Annotated in this window: 15 protein-coding genes; 7 read left to right on the top strand and 8 right to left on the bottom strand. The window is 68.2% G+C overall.

Annotated elements, in window-relative coordinates; genetic code table 11:
- The first annotated feature begins 254 nt into the window (after window positions 1–254).
- Entirely contained in the window at window positions 255–677 is a 423-nt protein-coding gene (locus HNP47_RS11510) for a hypothetical protein (protein WP_055809009.1), read from the top strand.
- A 59-nt stretch (window positions 678–736) separates the two neighbouring features.
- Here the strand turns inward: HNP47_RS11510 and pgi are convergent, their stop codons facing one another.
- On the bottom strand, window positions 737–2,344 hold the full coding sequence (gene pgi, locus HNP47_RS11515) for a glucose-6-phosphate isomerase (protein ID WP_184279665.1): 1,608 nt from the start codon (window positions 2,342–2,344) through the stop codon (window positions 737–739).
- 99 nt (window positions 2,345–2,443) lie between these two features.
- Here pgi and HNP47_RS11520 point away from each other — a divergent pair, with 99 nt between their 5' ends.
- Window positions 2,444–2,920, top strand: coding sequence for a hypothetical protein (locus HNP47_RS11520; RefSeq protein ID WP_184279666.1), 477 nt, complete (start codon window positions 2,444–2,446; stop codon window positions 2,918–2,920).
- Window positions 2,921–2,926: 6 nt separating this feature from the next.
- Here HNP47_RS11520 and recQ read toward each other — a convergent pair whose 3' ends face one another.
- Window positions 2,927–4,768, bottom strand: coding sequence for a DNA helicase RecQ (recQ, locus tag HNP47_RS11525; RefSeq protein ID WP_260394803.1), 1,842 nt, complete (start codon window positions 4,766–4,768; stop codon window positions 2,927–2,929).
- Window positions 4,769–4,889: 121 nt separating this feature from the next.
- Window positions 4,890–5,867 (bottom strand): complex I NDUFA9 subunit family protein, encoded by a 978-nt coding sequence (locus HNP47_RS11530; RefSeq protein ID WP_184279668.1) that lies wholly within the window; start codon window positions 5,865–5,867, stop codon window positions 4,890–4,892.
- A 115-nt stretch (window positions 5,868–5,982) separates the two neighbouring features.
- Here HNP47_RS11530 and HNP47_RS11535 point away from each other — a divergent pair, with 115 nt between their 5' ends.
- Window positions 5,983–6,414: a DUF488 family protein gene (locus HNP47_RS11535; protein ID WP_184279669.1), complete on the top strand. Its 432-nt coding sequence runs from the start codon at window positions 5,983–5,985 to the stop codon at window positions 6,412–6,414.
- 2 nt (window positions 6,415–6,416) lie between these two features.
- Here HNP47_RS11535 and HNP47_RS11540 read toward each other — a convergent pair whose 3' ends face one another.
- Together HNP47_RS11540 and HNP47_RS11545 are read right to left on the bottom strand one after the other, a co-directional pair.
- Window positions 6,417–8,384 carry a M1 family metallopeptidase gene (locus HNP47_RS11540; RefSeq protein WP_184279670.1) on the bottom strand — a complete coding sequence of 656 codons (1,968 nt, stop codon included), beginning with the start codon at window positions 8,382–8,384 and terminating at the stop codon, window positions 6,417–6,419.
- Between the two features lie 62 nt (window positions 8,385–8,446).
- Window positions 8,447–9,697, bottom strand: coding sequence for a multidrug effflux MFS transporter (locus HNP47_RS11545; protein WP_184279671.1), 1,251 nt, complete (start codon window positions 9,695–9,697; stop codon window positions 8,447–8,449).
- Window positions 9,698–9,825: 128 nt separating this feature from the next.
- Between HNP47_RS11545 and HNP47_RS11550 the strand changes: the two genes are divergently transcribed.
- A complete protein-coding gene (locus HNP47_RS11550) occupies window positions 9,826–11,271 on the top strand; it encodes an AMP nucleosidase (RefSeq protein ID WP_184279672.1) in 1,446 nt (481 codons plus the stop codon).
- Window positions 11,272–11,439: 168 nt separating this feature from the next.
- On the opposite strand, the gene HNP47_RS11555 is transcribed toward HNP47_RS11550, so the two are convergent.
- The gene (locus HNP47_RS11555) at window positions 11,440–12,291 is read right to left on the bottom strand and encodes a metallophosphoesterase (RefSeq protein ID WP_184279673.1); all 852 of its coding nucleotides are present in this window, start codon (window positions 12,289–12,291) and stop codon (window positions 11,440–11,442) included.
- On the bottom strand, window positions 12,291–13,226 hold the full coding sequence (locus HNP47_RS11560; RefSeq protein ID WP_184279674.1) for a diacylglycerol kinase family protein: 936 nt from the start codon (window positions 13,224–13,226) through the stop codon (window positions 12,291–12,293). Before HNP47_RS11560 ends, HNP47_RS11555 begins: the two co-directional genes overlap by 1 nt.
- A gap of 142 nt (window positions 13,227–13,368) precedes the next feature.
- Between HNP47_RS11560 and HNP47_RS11565 the strand changes: the two genes are divergently transcribed.
- The 3 genes from HNP47_RS11565 to HNP47_RS11575 all read left to right on the top strand — a co-directional run bounded on the left by HNP47_RS11565 (window position 13,369) and on the right by HNP47_RS11575 (window position 16,537).
- On the top strand, window positions 13,369–13,719 hold the full coding sequence (locus tag HNP47_RS11565) for a glycine zipper domain-containing protein (RefSeq protein ID WP_055754593.1): 351 nt from the start codon (window positions 13,369–13,371) through the stop codon (window positions 13,717–13,719).
- A gap of 130 nt (window positions 13,720–13,849) precedes the next feature.
- Window positions 13,850–14,278: an OmpA family protein gene (locus tag HNP47_RS11570; protein WP_184279675.1), complete on the top strand. Its 429-nt coding sequence runs from the start codon at window positions 13,850–13,852 to the stop codon at window positions 14,276–14,278.
- Between the two features lie 84 nt (window positions 14,279–14,362).
- Window positions 14,363–16,537, top strand: coding sequence for a protein-disulfide reductase DsbD (locus HNP47_RS11575; RefSeq protein WP_260394804.1), 2,175 nt, complete (start codon window positions 14,363–14,365; stop codon window positions 16,535–16,537).
- Between the two features lie 3 nt (window positions 16,538–16,540).
- Here the strand turns inward: HNP47_RS11575 and HNP47_RS11580 are convergent, their stop codons facing one another.
- Entirely contained in the window at window positions 16,541–17,440 is a 900-nt protein-coding gene (locus HNP47_RS11580) for an alpha/beta fold hydrolase (protein ID WP_221415077.1), read from the bottom strand.
- Window positions 17,441–17,467: the final 27 nt, after the last annotated feature.

The following is a 17,467-nucleotide window of genomic DNA, read 5'->3' on the forward strand; positions in this document are numbered from 1 at the left end:
CGGTGTGCGGCGCTCTCGCGATCGCCGTTTTGGCAGCCGACCGGCGAGAGTGCTAACGCGAGCGGGAGTTAGGCAGAGGTGGCGTGACCGTCAAGCGGCGCCGCCCGTCCGCCGCGCGAATTCTCTGTGACAAATGAACCGAAAATGAATGCCGGCCTCCGGGGTCGTTCAAACTGAGAGCGATAAAAGGGACTCAACGCTGGATGCCTTCCCGCCCCGGAAACGCAGATCGGCAAGCCAAGAAGGAGACCAAAATGTCCAAGCTGCTGAAGATCACTGCGGTCGCCGCCGCTCCCGTCGTGGCCCTGAGCCTGATGGCCGCTCCGGCTTCCGCCCAATCGCGCGATCGCGACAACACCGGCCGTAACGCCCTGATCGGCGCCGCCGTGGGCGGTCTGGCCGGCGCCATCTATGGCAACGGCGACGGCAGCTACATCGCGGGCGGTGCGCTTGCCGGTGCGGCGCTGGGCGCGGTGGCCTCCAACCGCGGCTCGGGCTGCGAATATTATCGCGGCGGCCAATGCTACCGTAACCAAGGCCATTGGGAGCGCGAGCACGGCATCGACCGCAGCCGCTCGGGCTACGACTACCGCTACGACGGCCGCCGTTACGACTCGCGCTATGACCGCCGCGACTATCGCAACAATCGCGACTACCGCTACGACCGCCGCTGGTAAGCGTTTGATAGTTTAGATGACTGGAAGGGTCCGTCCGGCAAGGACGGGCCCTTTTCGCGTCAGCCCATCAACGCCGTCAACAGGGCCGCCGTGGACGGATCTAGGTTCTCCGACGGGCCGCCCGCGTCCACGTCCTTCAGGATCGCCTTGGCCAGGACCTTGCCCAGTTCGACGCCCCACTGGTCGAAGCTGTTGATGTCCCAGATCACGCCCTCAACGAAGGTCTTGTGCTCATACAGGGCCAGCAGCGCGCCCAGGGTCTCGGGCGTCAGCCGCTCCATGACGATGGCCGTCGACGGACGGTTGCCGGTGAAGGTGCGGTGGGACGCCAGACGCGTCGCCTCCTCCTCCGACAACCCTTGAGCCAACCCCTCGGCCTTGGCGGCCTCGGTCGTCTTGCCCAGCATCAGGGCCTGGCCCTGAGCCAGCGCATTCGACCAAAGCGGCGACTCCGGCGCGTCCTCATGCGTCCTGGCGACGATCACGAACTCTGCCGGAACGGTCTGCGGCCCTTGGTGGATTTGCTGGAAGAAGGCGTGCTGGCCGTTGGTGCCGGGCTCGCCAAAGACGACGGGACAGGTCTGACGCGTCACCGGCGTGCCGTCGCGATGCACCCGCTTGCCGTTCGACTCCATCTCCAGCTGCTGCAGGAAGGACGGCAGGCGGCGCAGGGCGTGGGCGTAGGGGGCGACGGTGCGGGCGGGCCGGTCAAGACCGTCAACGTTGAACACCTGGGCCAGGGCCAGCAGGATCGGCCCGTTCCGCTCCAGCGGGGCCGACACGAAGTGGTCGTCCATCGCGGCGGCGCCCGCCAGCATCTTTTCGAACACGTCCCAGCCCAAGGCGATGCCGCACGACAGGCTGACCGCCGACCACAGCGAATAGCGCCCGCCGACCCAGTCCCGGAAGGCGAAGGTGCGGCCGCAGCCGAAGGCCGCCGCCTTGTCCGGCGCCGCCGTCACCCCGATGAAGTGTTTCGTCATCCCCTCGGCCGGCAGCGACGCCGCCAGCCAGGCCTTCGCCGCCTCGGCGTTGGCCAGGGTTTCCTGCGTCGTAAAGGTCTTGGACACGACCACCACCAGGGTGGTTTCGGGATTCAGGCCCGTTAGCGCCTCGGCCATGTCGCGCGGATCGATATTGGCGACGAAGCGCAGGTCGATGGCCGGGTCCAGCGGGCGCAGCGCATCCCAGACCACGCGCGGCCCCAGGTCTGACCCGCCGATGCCGACATGAACGATCGCCTCGAACGTCTTGCCCGTCGCGCCCGCCTCGGCGCCCGACCGCACCGCATCGGCATAGGCCTTCATGTCCGCCCGCACGGCGTCCACCTCGGCCGAGACCGGCTCGCCCAAGGCCTTGAAGTCGGCGCCCGGCGCAGCGCGCAGAGCCGGGTGCAGGACCGCCCGCCCCTCGGTCAGATTGACGGCCTCACCGGCGAACAGGGCCGCGCGACGCCCTTCGACGCCGCTGGCGCGCGCCAAGTCCAGACAAGCGTCAAAGGCGGCTTTGGTCCAGCTTTGCTTCGACAGGTCGAGATAAAGGCCTGCCGCCTCGACCGACATCCGCGCCAGCCGGTCGGGATCGGCGGCGAACTGATCCACGATCCGCGCGGAGGCGGCCTCGGCGGCGGCTTGGTCGAAGGCGGTCCAGGCGGCGTCGCGGGTCATCGTCGTCTCCATCGGGAATGACAGGGTAAACACTCGTTTACGGCTGGGGCGTATTCAGGTTCAACGTCCCAGCGGACGCTGAAACAGGAAGTCACCTCCATGTCCTGCGGCCTTGCTCTCACGATCGCCCTAGCGATGTCCAATCCCTCGGTGGCCCTGGCCGCCGAACGGCCGGCCGCCGCGCCCGGCGCGCCGGTCTCGGTGGCGGGCGAGCCGCTGTTCGCCGACATCATCTCGCGCTCGGCCAGCCTGAAGGCCGTGGTGGACGGTTGGGCCGCCGCCAAGGCCGCCGACGACGCCGCCTTCTTCACCAGCCAGGCCTTCACCGGCTTCAAGGCGCAGGCCGAACAGCTGGCCGCCCTGGACATGCAGGGCCATCTGATCCTGAAGGAACGCGGCACCGACGGCGATCTGAAATGCATCCTGCGCGGCATTTCCGAAGACATGCCCAAGAAGGTTCAGGCCGTTCAGGCCGCCGCCAACCCGGCCGAGCGCGCCACGGCCCTGTCGGAACTGTCCTATCTGCTGAACGACAACGTCGAAGTCATCACCGCCCCGCCCAAGCCGGAAGTCTGACGCCTTCTAAAGAGCGGCCAGCGCCTCCAGCACGCCCTTGCCGTAGCGATCCAGCTTGGACTGACCGACGCCGGAAATGGCGCCCAGACTGTTCAGGTCGCCCGGCTCGGCGTGGGCGATCTCGAGCAGCGTCCGGTCCTGGAAGATGACATAGGGCGGGACGTGCTGTTCCGAGGCGCGGTCGCGGCGCCAGGCGCGCAAGGCCTCGAACCGGGCGCGGACGTCCGCGTCCATCGTCTCCAGCGCCGCATTGCGCCCTTCGCCCGATCGGTCACGACGACGCGGGGCCGTATCGGCCCTCAAAGGCGCGCGACGCACCTCGATCTGGCGCTCGCCGCGATAGACGGCGCGCACCGCCTCGGGATCGCCCAGCCCGACCAGCGGCTTGCCGTCATTGGGATCCTCGGCCAGCAGACCTTCGAATAGAAGGTGATCGACAATCTCGCGCCAGCTGTTCAGCGAAATCTCGCGCCCGATGCCCCAGGTGGACAGTTGCTGCTCCCACGGCTGCACATCCTTGGTGCGGGCGGTCAGGTGATCCACGACGCGGTTGCGCCCGAACCGGCCGCCCAGCCGCTGCACCGCCGCCAGCGCCTTCTGGGCCGGGACGGTCGCGTCATAAAGCTGGGGCGGGTCGCCGCAGATGTCGCAGACGCCGCAAGGCTGGGCGTCATGCTCGCCGAAGTATCGCCGCACGGCCTGGGCGCGGCAGACGGCGCCGTCCAGCATGGCGAACAGCTGACGCGTTTTGCGCACCTGGACCGATTTGACCTCCTCGGCCATCGGGCGGCTGTCCAGCCGACGCAAGGACCAGGCGATGTCGGACGGCCCATACAGGGTGATGCCCTCGGCCGGCTCGCCGTCGCGTCCGCCCCGGCCGATCTCCTGCCAATAGGCCTCCAGGCTGCCCGGCGGATCGGCGTGAATGACGAAGCGCACGTCGGCCTTGTCGACGCCCATGCCGAAGGCGATGGTCGCGACCATGACGGCGCCCTCCTCGGCCAAGAAGCGTTCCAGCCGGCGGTCGCGCTCTTTCGTGTCCATGCCGGCGTGATAGGCGATGGCGTTGGTCCCGGCGTCGCGCAGGGCCTGGGCCACGCGGTCGCAACCGTCGCGGCTGCCGCAATAGACCACGCCCGACTTGCCCCGCCGTTCGCGCACCAGTTCGATAACCCGAGCATCGGTCTTGGCCCGAGACGCGCTCTCCTTGCGCTCGGCCGACAACTGCAGGTTCGGACGCGCGAAACTGTCGACGAAGACCGTCGCCTCTTCCAGCCTCAGCGAGCGCAGGATGTCGTCGCGGGTGCGGGCGTCGGCGGTCGCCGTCACCGCGATGCGGGGCACGTCGGGGAACCGCTCGGCCAGCAGGCCCAGGTTGCGATAGTCGGGGCGGAAGTCGTGACCCCATTGCGAGACGCAGTGCGCCTCGTCGATGGCGATCAGGCTCAGCGGCAGTTCCGCCAGCCGATCCATCATGGCGCCCGCCGCCAAACCTTCGGGCGAGACATAGAGCAGGTCCAGCTCCCCCGACCGCGCCGCCGCCCAGATGGCCGAACGCTCGTCCAACGACACGCCGGAGTCCAGCCGCGCCGCCGCGACGCCCTGCTGCTTCAACGCCTCGACCTGATCGGTCATCAGGGCGATCAGGGGGGACACCACCAGCCCCAGTCCGGGGCGCAGGATGGCCGGGATCTGATAGCATACGCTCTTGCCGCCGCCGGTCGGCAGGACCGCCAGCACATCGCCGCCCGACAGGATCTGCTCGACCACCCGCCCTTGCAGCCCCCGGAAGTCGGCGTGACCCCAGACGCGCGCCAACAACGCCCGCGCGTCGTTCAGGTCAGGCATATCGGTCGAGGAAAACTGGGGGCGCGTGGCCGGCATCCTTAAGCTGTGCACTCTTTGTTCCCGAACAGAAGGCGCCGCTGGCCGCGATGGCGACCGGCGACGACATCATAGGGGGAAGGTTTTAGTGGGCGGGCGCTTCGGCGAACTGGCCGCCGACGCGGTAGCGCCACAGATAGGACGGGGCGATCGCCGCCATGCCGGCCGGATGGTCGATGCCCAGATCGCTGAGGCCGAGCGCATCTGCGGCGACCACATTGTCCTTTTCCAGCATCAGCACCTGGTCGCGCGTCAGCGGCGGGGTCAGGCCGACGAACCGGCTCAGTTGCAGCACCGAACCCAGGGGCTTGGCGACGATGAAGGGCACCGAAACCAGCATCCGGTCGCGCCCCGTCTCACGACGCACCAGCTCCAGCACCTCGCGGAAGGTGTACAGGCTCGGCCCGCCCAGTTCGAAGGTCCGGCCCGCCGCATCGACGCGGGTCACGCCGCGCGCAATGGCCTCGGCGACATCGCCGACATAGACCGGCTGGAACCGGGTCTCGCCGCCGCCGATCAGCGGCAGGGCCGGCGCCATCGTCGCCATGGCGGCGAAGCGATTGAGGAAGCTGTCGCCCGCGCCGAACACCAGCGACGGACGCAGGATCACCGCATCCGGATAGACGGCGCGAACGGCCGCCTCGGCCTGGGCCTTGGTGCGACCATAGGCCGAAGGGCTGGCGGCGTCGGCGCCGATGGCCGAGATCTGGACCAGGCGCTGAACGCCCGCCGCCTTTGCGGCCTCTGCGATGGTCTTGGCCGCCTCGGTGTGAACGGCGTCGAAACCGCGCTTGCCGCCTGCGTCATGCAGCACGCCGACCAGATTGACGACGGCGTCCGCGCCGCGCACGGCCTGCGCCACATCCGTCGGGTTGGTGATGTCGCAGCGCATGAACTGGATCTGGCCGGGATCGCCCAGCGGCTGGATTTCGATCGCCAGGACCGGGTTGCGCACGGCGACCCGAATGCGCCAGCCGCGACGCGCCAGGGCGCGCACCGCCTGCGACCCGATAAAGCCCGAACCTCCAAAGAGGGTCACGACGCCGGGGGCGAGGTCAGCCATGGGGAAAGCTCCAGTCGAAATCCGTTTCGGCGGGATAGACGATAGGGCGCCGCACCGCAACGCGGGCCTTCACGGTCACGCTGGCGTTCGACGCGCGGCCGCCCATCTGAGGCGGATGAAGCTTTTCACCATTGGCTACGAGGGCGCGACCCAGGCCGACGTCATCGCGCGGCTGAAGACGGCCGGCGTGCACACCCTGGTCGATGTCCGCGCCGTCGCCGCATCCCGCCGCGCCGGCTTTTCCAAGACGATCCTGGGCGAAAGCCTGAAGGCCGAAGGGATCGACTATGTCCACCTGCGCGGGCTGGGCACGCCCAAGGCCGGACGTGAAGCGGCGCGCAAGGGCCGTGTCGACGAGATGCGCGCCATCTTCGCCGATCACCTGGCCGAGCCCCAGGCGCAGATCGAGTATGAGCGGCTGAAGGCGCTGGCGGCCGACAAACCCGTCGCCCTGCTGTGCTTCGAGGCCGACCACGCCGGCTGCCACCGCGCCGTCCTGGCGGAACGACTGTCGGCGGAAACCGGCGTGGCGGTCGTGGACCTCTAGCCTTACGGCCGTCCGACCAGCTGATCGACCGAACCGCTGGTGACCGGGTGATACAGCGGCCGGGCCTCGGCGTAGATGCGCCGCGCATTACCCCGACCCCAGTCGCCCTCGTTCCACAGGGTCTGGAACAGCGGCAGGACGAACTTGCGACGGCCCTGGCTGGTCAGGAACTTCTCGGCCGTGGCGACCGACGGCTGATAGCGATGGGCCAGGGCGATCTGCAGCCAGGCGAAGGTCAGTTCGGCGTTGCCTTCGTTCGCCAGGTTCAGCGTCCGCTCCAGATCGGCCAGCTGCGCATTTGTCAGCCAGTCGGCGCCCGTCCGCAGACCCTCGGGACGCCAGCCCAGGAAGCGCTGGCGCTGCTGGGTGTTCCAGTCCGACCACGGAATGGCCGAGGCCGGTCCCTTGTCCTTGAAGAAGGCGACGGCGGCCGCATCCACCGGCTCAAAGGCGTGAGACACCGGCGCCACGGCGTTGGACGGCAGGCCGGGCTGATAAACCCAGGCGTCCATCTGCAACTGGCTTTCCAGCGCCGCGTCGCCCTTGATCAGGTTGTCGCGGATGTCCTCAAGGAACATGGCCGTGGTCATCGGACGATAGGCGTTGCGGTCGAAATAGCCGCGCAGCCAGGCGTCGAACCGATCCCGTCCGACGGTGCGTTCGATGGTCCGCAGGAACAGGGCGCCCTTCTCATAGGCGATGTCGTTCATACCGTCGTCGGGATCGCGGCCCTTCAAATCCAGATGCAGGCGGGTGTCCGCCGCTGGCAGGGACTTCAGCGTGTCCTGAAGGCTGTCCCAGCCCAACACCTGCTCCTGCATGGCGCGGTCATGGCCATAGACCGACTCCATGATCCGGTTCTCGAAATATACGGTGAAGCCCTCGTTCAGCCAGAAGTCGTTCCAGGTCGCATTGGTGACCAGATTGCCCGACCAGGAGTGCGCCAGCTCGTGCGCGACCAGCGACACCAGCGAGCGATCGCCGGCGATGATGGTCGGGGTGGCGAAGGTCAGCTTCGGGTTCTCCATCCCGCCGAACGGGAAGGAGGGCGGCAGGACCAAGAGGTCGTAGCGGCCCCAGCGATAGGGGCCGTACAGCTTCTCGGCCGCCGTCACCATCTGGGCGGTCGGCTCCAGTTCCCATTGGGCGGCCCGCAGGCGGCTGGGCTCGGTCCAGACCCCGGTGCGGCCGTCGAACGGTGCAAAGGCGATGTCGCCGACGCCCAGCGCGATCAGATAGGGCGGGATCGGATTGTCCATCCGGAAGCGCCAGGTCTTCATCCCGCCCCCTTCAGAATGGGGTGCGGCCCGCTCGCCGTTCGGCGTCAGATGATCGGCGCTCATGACCACTGTCAGGTCTTCGGGCGCGGTGATGCGGGCCGAATAGGTCTGGCGGATGCCGGGGCTGTCCTGGGTCGGCACCCAGGTGCGGGTCAGGATCGCCTGGCCTTGGCTGAACAGATAGGGCTTTTGTCCGCCCGCCGTCTGGCTGGGATTCAGCCATTGAAGCGCCGCCGCGTTCGGGCGGGTGGAATAGCGGATGGTGATCTTGCGCCGCTCATTGGCTGCGAAGGCCGGAAAATAGACCGTCAGCGGCTGGCCCAGGACGGCGTCATTGTCGCCGACGACATAGCGCAGCGGCTGACCCGCCGCGTCGCGCACGTCCTGAATGTCCAGGTCGCGAATATCCAGCACGATCTCGTTGGCGCCCGGGATCGCCAGGATGTCCAGGGTCGCCGTGCCCGCCAGGGTCTTGGCGTTGAAGTCGGCGGTCAGGTCCAGGGCCACATCGACCACGCGGGCGATCTCGGGGCGGGCATGGGTGTGGACGTCCACCGCTTCGGGACCGGGCGCCGGGGCGATGGCGGGCGGGGTCATGGCCGACCCTCCCGTCGTGGTGGAGCAGGCGCTCAGACCCATGGCGGCGGCCAGGGCGAGGGCGGAGACGAGACCGAGCGCTTTGCGCGTCATCGAGGTTTTCCTGGGCTGATCTTGACGATTGGCCCGGAGAACGCGCGGAAACGCGAAAAAGATCAAGCCTTGGCGGCGACCGGCGCGTGATGGGCCCGGAACAGCCGTCCCCGCTCGGCGAACAGCACCCAACCCAGGGCGATCAGGCCGAAGACGGTGAAGCCGACCGACATCGGAATGGTCGTGCCATTGAACTGTTGGCCCACCGCAAAGCCCAGCAGCGAGCCGACGATGGTGGAGATGAAGCCCTGGATCGACGCCGCCGTGCCCGCGATCTTGCCCATCGTCTCCATCGCCATCGATCCGAAATTGCCCGCGATCAGGCCGAAACAGAACATGGTCAGGGTCTGCAGCACCGCAAAGGTCCAGATCGATTCATGACCGCTGATCGCCACCCCCGCATGAATGGCGGCGATGCTGGTGAAGCCGATCAGAGCGGTGTGCGAAATCTTGCGTGAGCCCAGCTTCACCACCAGCCGCGCATTGACGATCGAGGCCACGGCGATGCCGCCCGCGATCAGCGCGAACACGGCCGGAAACGCCGCCTCGGCGTGGAAAACGTCGGCGAAGATTTGCTGCGACGAGTTGATGAAGCCGAACAGGGCCCCGGTGATCGCCGTCATGGCCAGGGTGTAGCCGACGGCCGTGCGGTCGGTCAGGGCGATCTTGTAGGCTGCGGTCAGCCGCTTGACCTGGATCGGCAGCCGATCCTCGGGCTTCAGCGTCTCGGGCAGACGCAACGACGCCCACACCATCAGGCCGACCCCGATCAGGCCCAGCCCGGCGAAGATCCAGCGCCACGGTCCCACCAGCATGATCAATTGTCCCAGCGACGGCGCCAGGATCGGCACGCCCAGGAAGACCAGGAAGCTGAACGACATGACCCGCGCCACGGTGCGCCCCTCGTAACGATCCCGCACGATCGAGACGGCCAGCACGCGGGTGCAGGCGCTGCCCAGACCCTGGCCGACACGGGCCATGATCAGCGTCTCGAAGGTCGGCGCCAGGGTCGCCAGCAGGCTGAACATCACATAGACGCCGACGCCGAACAGCAGGACGGGCTTTCGGCCGAACCGATCCGCCAACGGACCGTAGAACAGCTGCGCCCCGCCGAAGCCCAGCAGATAGGCCGTCACCACCCATTGTCGGTCGTTGTCGGTCGCCACGTTCAGGTCGGAGCCGATGTGCGGCAGGGCTGGCAGCATGGAATCGATCGCCAGCGCATTCAGCGCCATCATCAGGGCGATGAGGCAGACGAACTCGACGAAGCCGAGCTCCTTCTTGGCGGGCGCTGACGCAAGGGAAGAAGACATCCGGGCCAGATGCGCCGTCACGCCCCGATCCGCAACCGCACGCCCGTCATAAATTGCTGCAATGCAGCGAAATCGGGTTTGAACGGGCGGCGCCTCGCCAAAGCCGCGAAGCTTCGCTAGAGGAAGTCATGACAGAACAGATGACAGCACAGGCGGCGCTGGACCGCCTCGAAACCCTCTACACCCAATCCGTGACCAACCTGCGCGACGCCGTGCGGGATTTCGTCAATACCGGCGCGCGGCCCGATCCGGTCAAGCGCGCCGAAGGGGTGTTCGCCTATCCCGAACTTCGCATCCGCTGGGACGGGGATCGCCCCCAGGACCTGGAGCCGCGCGCCTATGCCCGGCTGTCGAAACAGGGAACCTACGCCACCACCATCACGCGCCCGGATCTGTTCCGCCCCTATCTGACCGAACAGCTGGGCCTGCTGGAGCAGGAATATAATGCGACCTTCGAGGTCGGCGTCTCGCGCCAGGAAATTCCCTTCCCCTACGTGACGGACGGGCTGGAAGTCGCGCTGGACCGGTCGATGACGGCGGCTCTTGCGCGCTGGTTCCCGACTACAGACCTGGCCCATATCGGCGACGAGATCGCCGATGGCCTGTTCGAAATGGGCGGCGACTTCCCCCTGTCGCACTTCGACGGTCTGCGGACCGACTTCTCGCTGGCGCGGCTGAAACACTACACCGGCACGCCGGTGGACGACGTTCAGTCCTATGTCCTGTTCACCAACTACAATCGCTATGTCGATGAGTTCGTGCGCTGGGCCATCGAGCAGCTTCGGACGCCCGGCTCGCCGTATCAGACCCTGTCCTGCGCCGGCGGCGTGATCATCACGCGCGACACGCCCAATCCCGAGGCGGCGATCAGCGACACGGCGTGGAAGAAGCACCAGATGCCGGCCTATCACCTGACGGCACCGGGCCATAAGGGCGTGACCCTGGTCAACATCGGCGTCGGTCCGTCCAACGCCAAGACGATCACGGATCACCTGGCCGTCACCCGCCCGCACGTTTGGCTGATGATCGGTCACTGCGGCGGTCTGCGCGCCAGCCAGACCATCGGCGACTATGTGCTGGCCCACGCCTATCTGCGCGACGACCATGTGCTGGACGCGGTGCTGCCGCCCGACATTCCGATCCCCTCGATCGCCGAGGTTCAACGCGCGCTCTATGACGCCACCAAGTCGGTCAGCGGCATGCCGGGTGACGAGGTCAAGCTGCGCCTGCGCACCGGCACCGTCGTCACCACCGACGACCGGAACTGGGAGCTGCGCTATTCCAAGTCGGCCCTGCGCTTCAACCAAAGCCGCGCCGTCGCCATCGATATGGAAAGCGCCACCATCGCAGCCCAGGGCTATCGCTTCCGCGTGCCTTACGGGACGCTGCTTTGCGTGTCGGACAAGCCGCTGCACGGCGAGATCAAACTGCCGGGTCAGGCCAATCGCTTCTACGAAGGCTCGATCTCCGAACACCTGCAGATCGGCATTCAGGCGGTCGACCTGATGCGCAGCGAAGGCTCCAAGCTGCACTCACGCAAACTGCGCGCCTTCGACGAGCCGCCGTTCCGGTAATCCAAGCCGTCTCCCTCCCCACAGCGTGGGGAGGGAGACGGCGCAAAGCGTGGTGAGGGGTTTTTGAAATCCCGCCGGCGGCGGTGATGCTGTGAAGAACCCCTCCGTCTCTCCGCTACGCTTCGGGCCACCTCCCCGCTTCGGAAGGAGGGGACGGGTCTGAGGTCTTCAGACCACCGCCTTCTCCAGTTCGCCGGGCTTATCCGGCCGGGGCGCGGTGGTCGCCTTGCGGGTGTCCTGACGGCGCGGCAGGCGCCACACCTGGTGCGAGCGATAGCTGGTTCCATCCCAGGCCAGGGCCGTGACCGTAATGGTCTTGGCGTCCCAGTCGATCTGGTTGAAGCCGGGCGGCGCGCCGCGCTCGCGGTGCGACAACGTTCCGCAGCCGACGGCGTAGGAGCAGCGATCCGCCAGCGGGATGGGCATGGCGAACGGCACATGGACGTGTCCGGTCATGATCAGGTCCACCCCGGCCTCGGCGAAGATCAGCGCCGCCTCGTCGCCGCGCTTGACGTCGCCGGTCATCGGCGTGCCGACCATCTCGATCAGCGGATGGTGACAGGCCAGGATTCGCAGCGCGCCGATCGGCGCCTGACGCAGGGCCTCGGCCGCACGGCGCGTTTGGTCCAGATCGATGACGCCCTTCGACCAGTTGGGCCTCGCCTGCCAGCCGCGCGCGGTGACGACGCCGCGCACCATGACCGAATCGCTGCAGAACTGGCCGTCGTGGGCCGGAAAGCCGGTCGCCGTCTCGAATGCCCGCCAGGGGTGGAAGACCCGCGCGATGGCGTCCCAGTAGGGCACGTCGTGATTGCCGACGATGACGAAGCGCGGCTCGGGCATGGCCCGCATCCATTCGCCGGCGGCCGTGAACTCGTCGGGGAACCCCTTCTGGGTGATGTCGCCGGTGATCAGCACCAAATCGTTGGGCGTGGCGTGGGCGTATTCCAAGGCGGCGGCGCAGGCGCGTTTGTGCTCGCAGCCGAAATGGACGTCGGAGAACTGAAGAACGCGTCCCACTAGATGCTGTCCTCGGCCGAGGGCGGCTTGGGCGCCAGAGCCTTGAAGGCCTTGGGCACGAAACGGATCACGGCCTCGGGCTTGAGCAGCAGCGGCTCGCCGTCGATCACGGCCGGAATTTTCGAGCGGGCGCGCACCTCGATCCGTTTCGCCGGGCGGGTCGAGACGGCCGGATCCTGGCGCCAATCGCTGAACAAGGCGGTCGCAGCCAGGCGGAAGGCCTGGGTTGTGTCGCTGGGGTCCATGGCGGCGGCCTCCAGTCCGATGGGATCCTCCATCGCCTTGGAGATCATCGGGCTGATCAGCACCAGCGCCTCGGTGCGGCGCTTCTCGCCGCCGTCCAGGCTGAAGCGCAGCCGACCGGAGAAGGCGCGTTTCAGGGCGCGGCGGCCATATTGCCAGGCCAGTTTGATCTTGCCGGTCCGCATCGCCTCGCGCGCCGGCGCCCACAGGGCGGGCGATCCGAGAATGGCGGCGCAATAGAAGTATTCGCCCTGAACCTCGCCGCCCGAAACGGCCTGAGGCTCGCCCTCCTCCAGCGCCCGCTTCAGCGCCAGCTTCCAGTCCGCGGTGCCATAAAGCGCCTTGGGCAACATGTTCATCGTGCCGCCCGGCAAAGGAGCGATCATCGGACCGTCCGGCTTGGCCTTCGACGCCACCGAGCGCGCCGTGCCGTCGCCGGCCAGAACGAAGATCACGTCAGGCTTGGCGGCGAAGGCGTCGGCGATGATCTGGTCGAAGTTGCCCCCTTCGAACGATACGACCTCGGCTTTGAGATCATACTGTTCCAACAGGGCTTCGGCCTCGCCGGCGGCGCGTGGGCCCACGCTTCCGGACAGCGGATTGACCAGCATCACGGCGTGCCGGATCTGGGCGTGGGGCGTCAACGCAGTTTTGTCGTCTGCATCGGAGGGGGGTTGGGCGACGTCGGTCATGGCGGCCGAACGCCCCGCACGCGCCGTCGTTCCGCCCAAGCGTCACCATATTTGCCGATGCGGTTTGCCGACGCGGAACCTATGCCGCGAGGACACGTTTGCTGCCCACAGGGGCCAACACCCAGGGACAAAGGAATTCATCATGAAAAAGGCGATTATCGCGATTGCCGGCGCCGGCCTGCTGGCTTCGGCCTGCGCCAGCGACCCGTACGGCTATAACAACGGTTCGAACGAAACCGTCCGCCAAGGCGCCATCGGCGCCGGCCTGGGCGCCGTCGCCGGCGCCATCATCGGCAACAACGTCGGCGGCGGCAACGCTGCGACCGGCGCCCTGATTGGCGGCGCCCTGGGCGGCACGGCCGGCGCCATCCGCGGCTCCAACCAGGACCGCAACAACCAGCAGCGCTACCGCGACAATCAAGGCCGCTACTACTACTGCTACGATAATCGCCAGGACGAGTGCTACTGGGACAACGGTCAGCGCCGTTATTGATCAGTGATCAAATGCCGGTCGCGAAGGTCCGCGACCGGCGCTAGGTTGAAGAGGCGGCCTGTCGGACGACTGGCCGCCTCTTTGCGTAATGGGCCGGCCGAGCCGGAGGAGGGCTGAGATGAAGCGATCGATGGGTCTGGCTGTGGCGGCCGTGGGAATGCTGGCGGCGTGCGCGCCGATGCCTAAGCGCGAGGCGCTGGTGGTGGGCGAATCGCTGTGCGCGCCGGGGCGTTTCGATATCTATTTCCTGGAGAATCAGGCGCGGCTGACCGAGCCGGCGGCGATGGTGCTGAAGGCGGCGGCGAGCAAGGCGAAGGAATGCGACGTGCGCAAGGTGCGCGTGGTGGGCCTGGCCGACGCCACGGGAACGCCCGAAGCCAATCTGAACCTGTCACAGCGGCGCGCCCGGACGGTGGTCGAGGCGCTGACCCAGGCAGGCATGCCGGCGCCGATCTTCGAGCTGAACGCCGCGGGCGATGCGGGGGCCATGACCGCAGCCGGCAATGACGAACCGCTGCGGCGCCGTGCGGAAGTGATCTACGAGGCCTATCCGCGCTGATCGACGCGGGGCGGGCGCAGCCATGGCGCGGGGACGCGTGACGCATTAGGTTGCGGCGCTTCCCTCGCCTGCCGGAACACGCGTTTGCGCCTCTTCGCCCTTCTCCTTGGCCTGCTGTTTAGTTTGACGGGCGTTTCGGCGACCGTCGCCCAGCCGGTGCAGAGCCAGCCCACGGGCGTCGTCGCCTTCGGGCCGCAGCGGACCGAGCGGATCGAGGCCGAACTGGTCCCCATGTCGCAATGGGTCGCGCCCGGTTCGACGACCGTCGTGGCGGTGCGCCAGAAGATCGCGGCCGGCTGGCACACCTATTGGCGCAATCCCGGCGACAGCGGCGGTGCGACCGGCCTGATCTGGAGCCTGCCCGCCGGGGTGAGCGCCGATCCGATCCTGTGGCCCCTGCCCAGCCGGCAGCGGCTGATGAGCCTGATGAACTATGGCTATTCGGGCGCGGTGCTCTTGCCCGTGCCGATCCACGTGCCGCCGACGGCGCGGCCGGGCGAAGTGCTGACCCTGACGACGGACGTGCTGTTCCTGGTGTGCAGCGACCAGATGTGCGTGCCCGAGCCGATGACCCTGTCGCTGGCCCTGCCGGTGCGCGAGGGCGCAGCGCCCTTGGCCAAACCCTGGGGCGCGGAGATCGAGCGGCTGGTCGAAACCGCGCCGCGCCCGGCCGGGATCGAGGCGCGCGTCACGCGTCAGGGCGGCCAGTTGATCCTGACCGCGACCGGCGGGCCGCTATCTGGTGACCAGGTGGGCGCCGACATCGGACAGGTCTATTTCTATCCTTTCGACGGCGGGCGGATCGACCATGCGGCGGCGCAGTCGGGTCAGCGGGGGCCCAATGGCCTGACCCTGACGCTGGCGCCCGGCAAGGAGATGGCGACGACGGCGCTGAGCGGGGTCCTGGCGACCGACAAGGGCGCGTGGGAGATAACGGCGGAGCCAGGCGCGCCTCTGGCGGGCGCCCAAGGCGGCGCGGCGCTGAAGCCGCTGGACGAAACCACGGCCGCGCCGGCGAAGACAGGCGCTCTGGTCTTCCTTCAGGCCCTGGGCCTGGCGTTGCTGGGGGGGCTGGTGCTGAACCTGATGCCGTGCGTCTTCCCGGTCCTGGCGATGAAGGCGGCGTCGCTGTCGGCGGCGGCGCATGATCCGGCGCGGGCGCGGCGCGACGGCCTGGCCTTCACCGCCGGGGTGCTGGTCAGCTTCCTGGTTCTGGCCGGCGCCCTGCTGGCGCTGAGGGCGGCGGGTCAGGCGATCGGCTGGGGCTTCCAGCTTCAGTCGCCCGGCGTGGTCGCGGCCCTGGCCCTGGTCATGCTGCTGGTCGGACTGAATCTGTCGGGCGTCTTCCATGTCGGCGCCGGATTGCAGAACGCGGGGTCCGGCCCCCTGTCGCGCCTGCCCGGCTCGGCGGGCGCCTTCTTCACCGGGGTGCTGGCCGTGGTCGTTGCCGCGCCCTGCACCGCGCCCTTCATGGCCGCAGCGCTTGGCGCGGCTTTGGTGCTGTCCTGGCCGATGGCGCTGGCCGTGTTCCTGATGCTGGGGCTGGGCCTGGCCCTGCCCTATCTGGCGATCAGCCTGTCGCCCGGCCTGCTGTCGCGCCTGCCGCGACCGGGCGTCTGGATGGAGCGGCTGAAGGGTCTGCTGGCCTTTCCCATGTATGGGGCGGCGCTGTGGTTGCTGTGGGTGTTCACGCGACAGGGCGGCGTCGACGCCCTGGGCCTGCTCCTGACAGCGGCGCTGCTGCTGGCCCTGGCGGCCTGGCTGACGGGTCTGGCGCAAGCGGCGCGCCAGCGTGATGAACGGCCGATCCTGACCACGATCTGTGCGATCGTCGTCGGCGTTCTGGCGCTGGGCTTGGCAGGCGTTGCGGCCGGCGCGGCACGGAGTGCGGACGCCGCGCCGCAAGGCGACAGCGGCCCGCTGGCGGCCCAGCCCTGGTCGGCGGCGGCGGTGAGTGCGGCGACCGCGTCGGGGCGACCCGTGCTGGTCAATCTGACCGCCGACTGGTGCGTGACCTGCAAGATTAACGAACGCGCGGCCCTGTCCTCCCCCCGTGTGGCCAAGGCGATGCGCGAGGCGAATGCCGCCTATCTGGTCGCCGACTGGACCCGACGCGACGACGCCATCACCCGCGAGCTTCAGGCCCATGGGCGCTCGGGCGTGCCGCTGTATCTGCTGTATCGACCGGGTCGGGCCGAGCCGGAAATCCTGCCGCAACTGCTGACCGAGGGCGTGGTCGTGGATGCGCTGAAGAATTGAGCGTCAGCTCAGGAACCGCTGCACCGCCGCCAGGAACCGCTGCGGCTGTTCGATCATCACCTGGTGCTCGGCGCCTTCGATCCGCTCGAACCGGGCCGTGCGCGCCAGGCCTTCGAAGCCAAAGCGATACAGACCCTCCAGCCGGTTGCGGGGCGCGTCGGGATCGCGGGTCCAGCCATAGACGACAGTGACCGGGGCGGTGATCTGCGACAGGCGGGGCCGCAGATCGACGGTCAGGGCCTCATACAGGCCCTGGGCCAGGACGCGCCGGTCGCCGCCCTGAAGCCCCAGCCCCTGGAACACCATGTCGCCGGCCAGACCCATGTCCACGCCAAAGGCCGCGACCTGGGACTTCAGCGCCTGATCGCCGAACAGGAGCAGGGCCTGATAGCCCAGCCGGGCCAGGGGCTCGACCTGATCCGATGTGGTGCGGGCGTCGATCAGGGACGGGAAGAAGGGGGAGGAATCGACCACCATGACGCGCCCGATCCGGTCGCCCATATCGGCGGAGACGCGCAGGGCGATCTGGCCGCCCAGCGAATGGCCGATCACCGCGGGACGGTCGATGCGCTGCTCGCGGATGTAGCGTTCGATCTCGCTGGCGGCGGGGCCGGCCAGACCGCCGCTGACATTGTCGCCGATCTGGGTCTCGCCAAAGCCGCGCAGGGTGACCAGATGCACCCGGTAGCGGTCATCGAGCCGATCCGCCGTCGATCGCCAGGCCGAGCCGGTCGAACCCAGGCCGGGGATGAAGATGATGTCCGGCCCCCGCCCGCGCGTCTCGACGATGATGCGGCTAGAGCTGAAGGCCGGAGCCTGAGCTTGGGTCTTGGATTGGGCCTGGACGGCGACCGGGGCGAGAACGAACAGGGTCGCAAGGAGCGAGGCGAGGAGGCGGATCATCATCCGCCCCTAACGCCCGATCACGGC

The sequence above is a fragment of the Brevundimonas vesicularis genome (assembly GCF_014204545.1).
Classification (GTDB): domain Bacteria; phylum Pseudomonadota; class Alphaproteobacteria; order Caulobacterales; family Caulobacteraceae; genus Brevundimonas; species Brevundimonas vesicularis_B.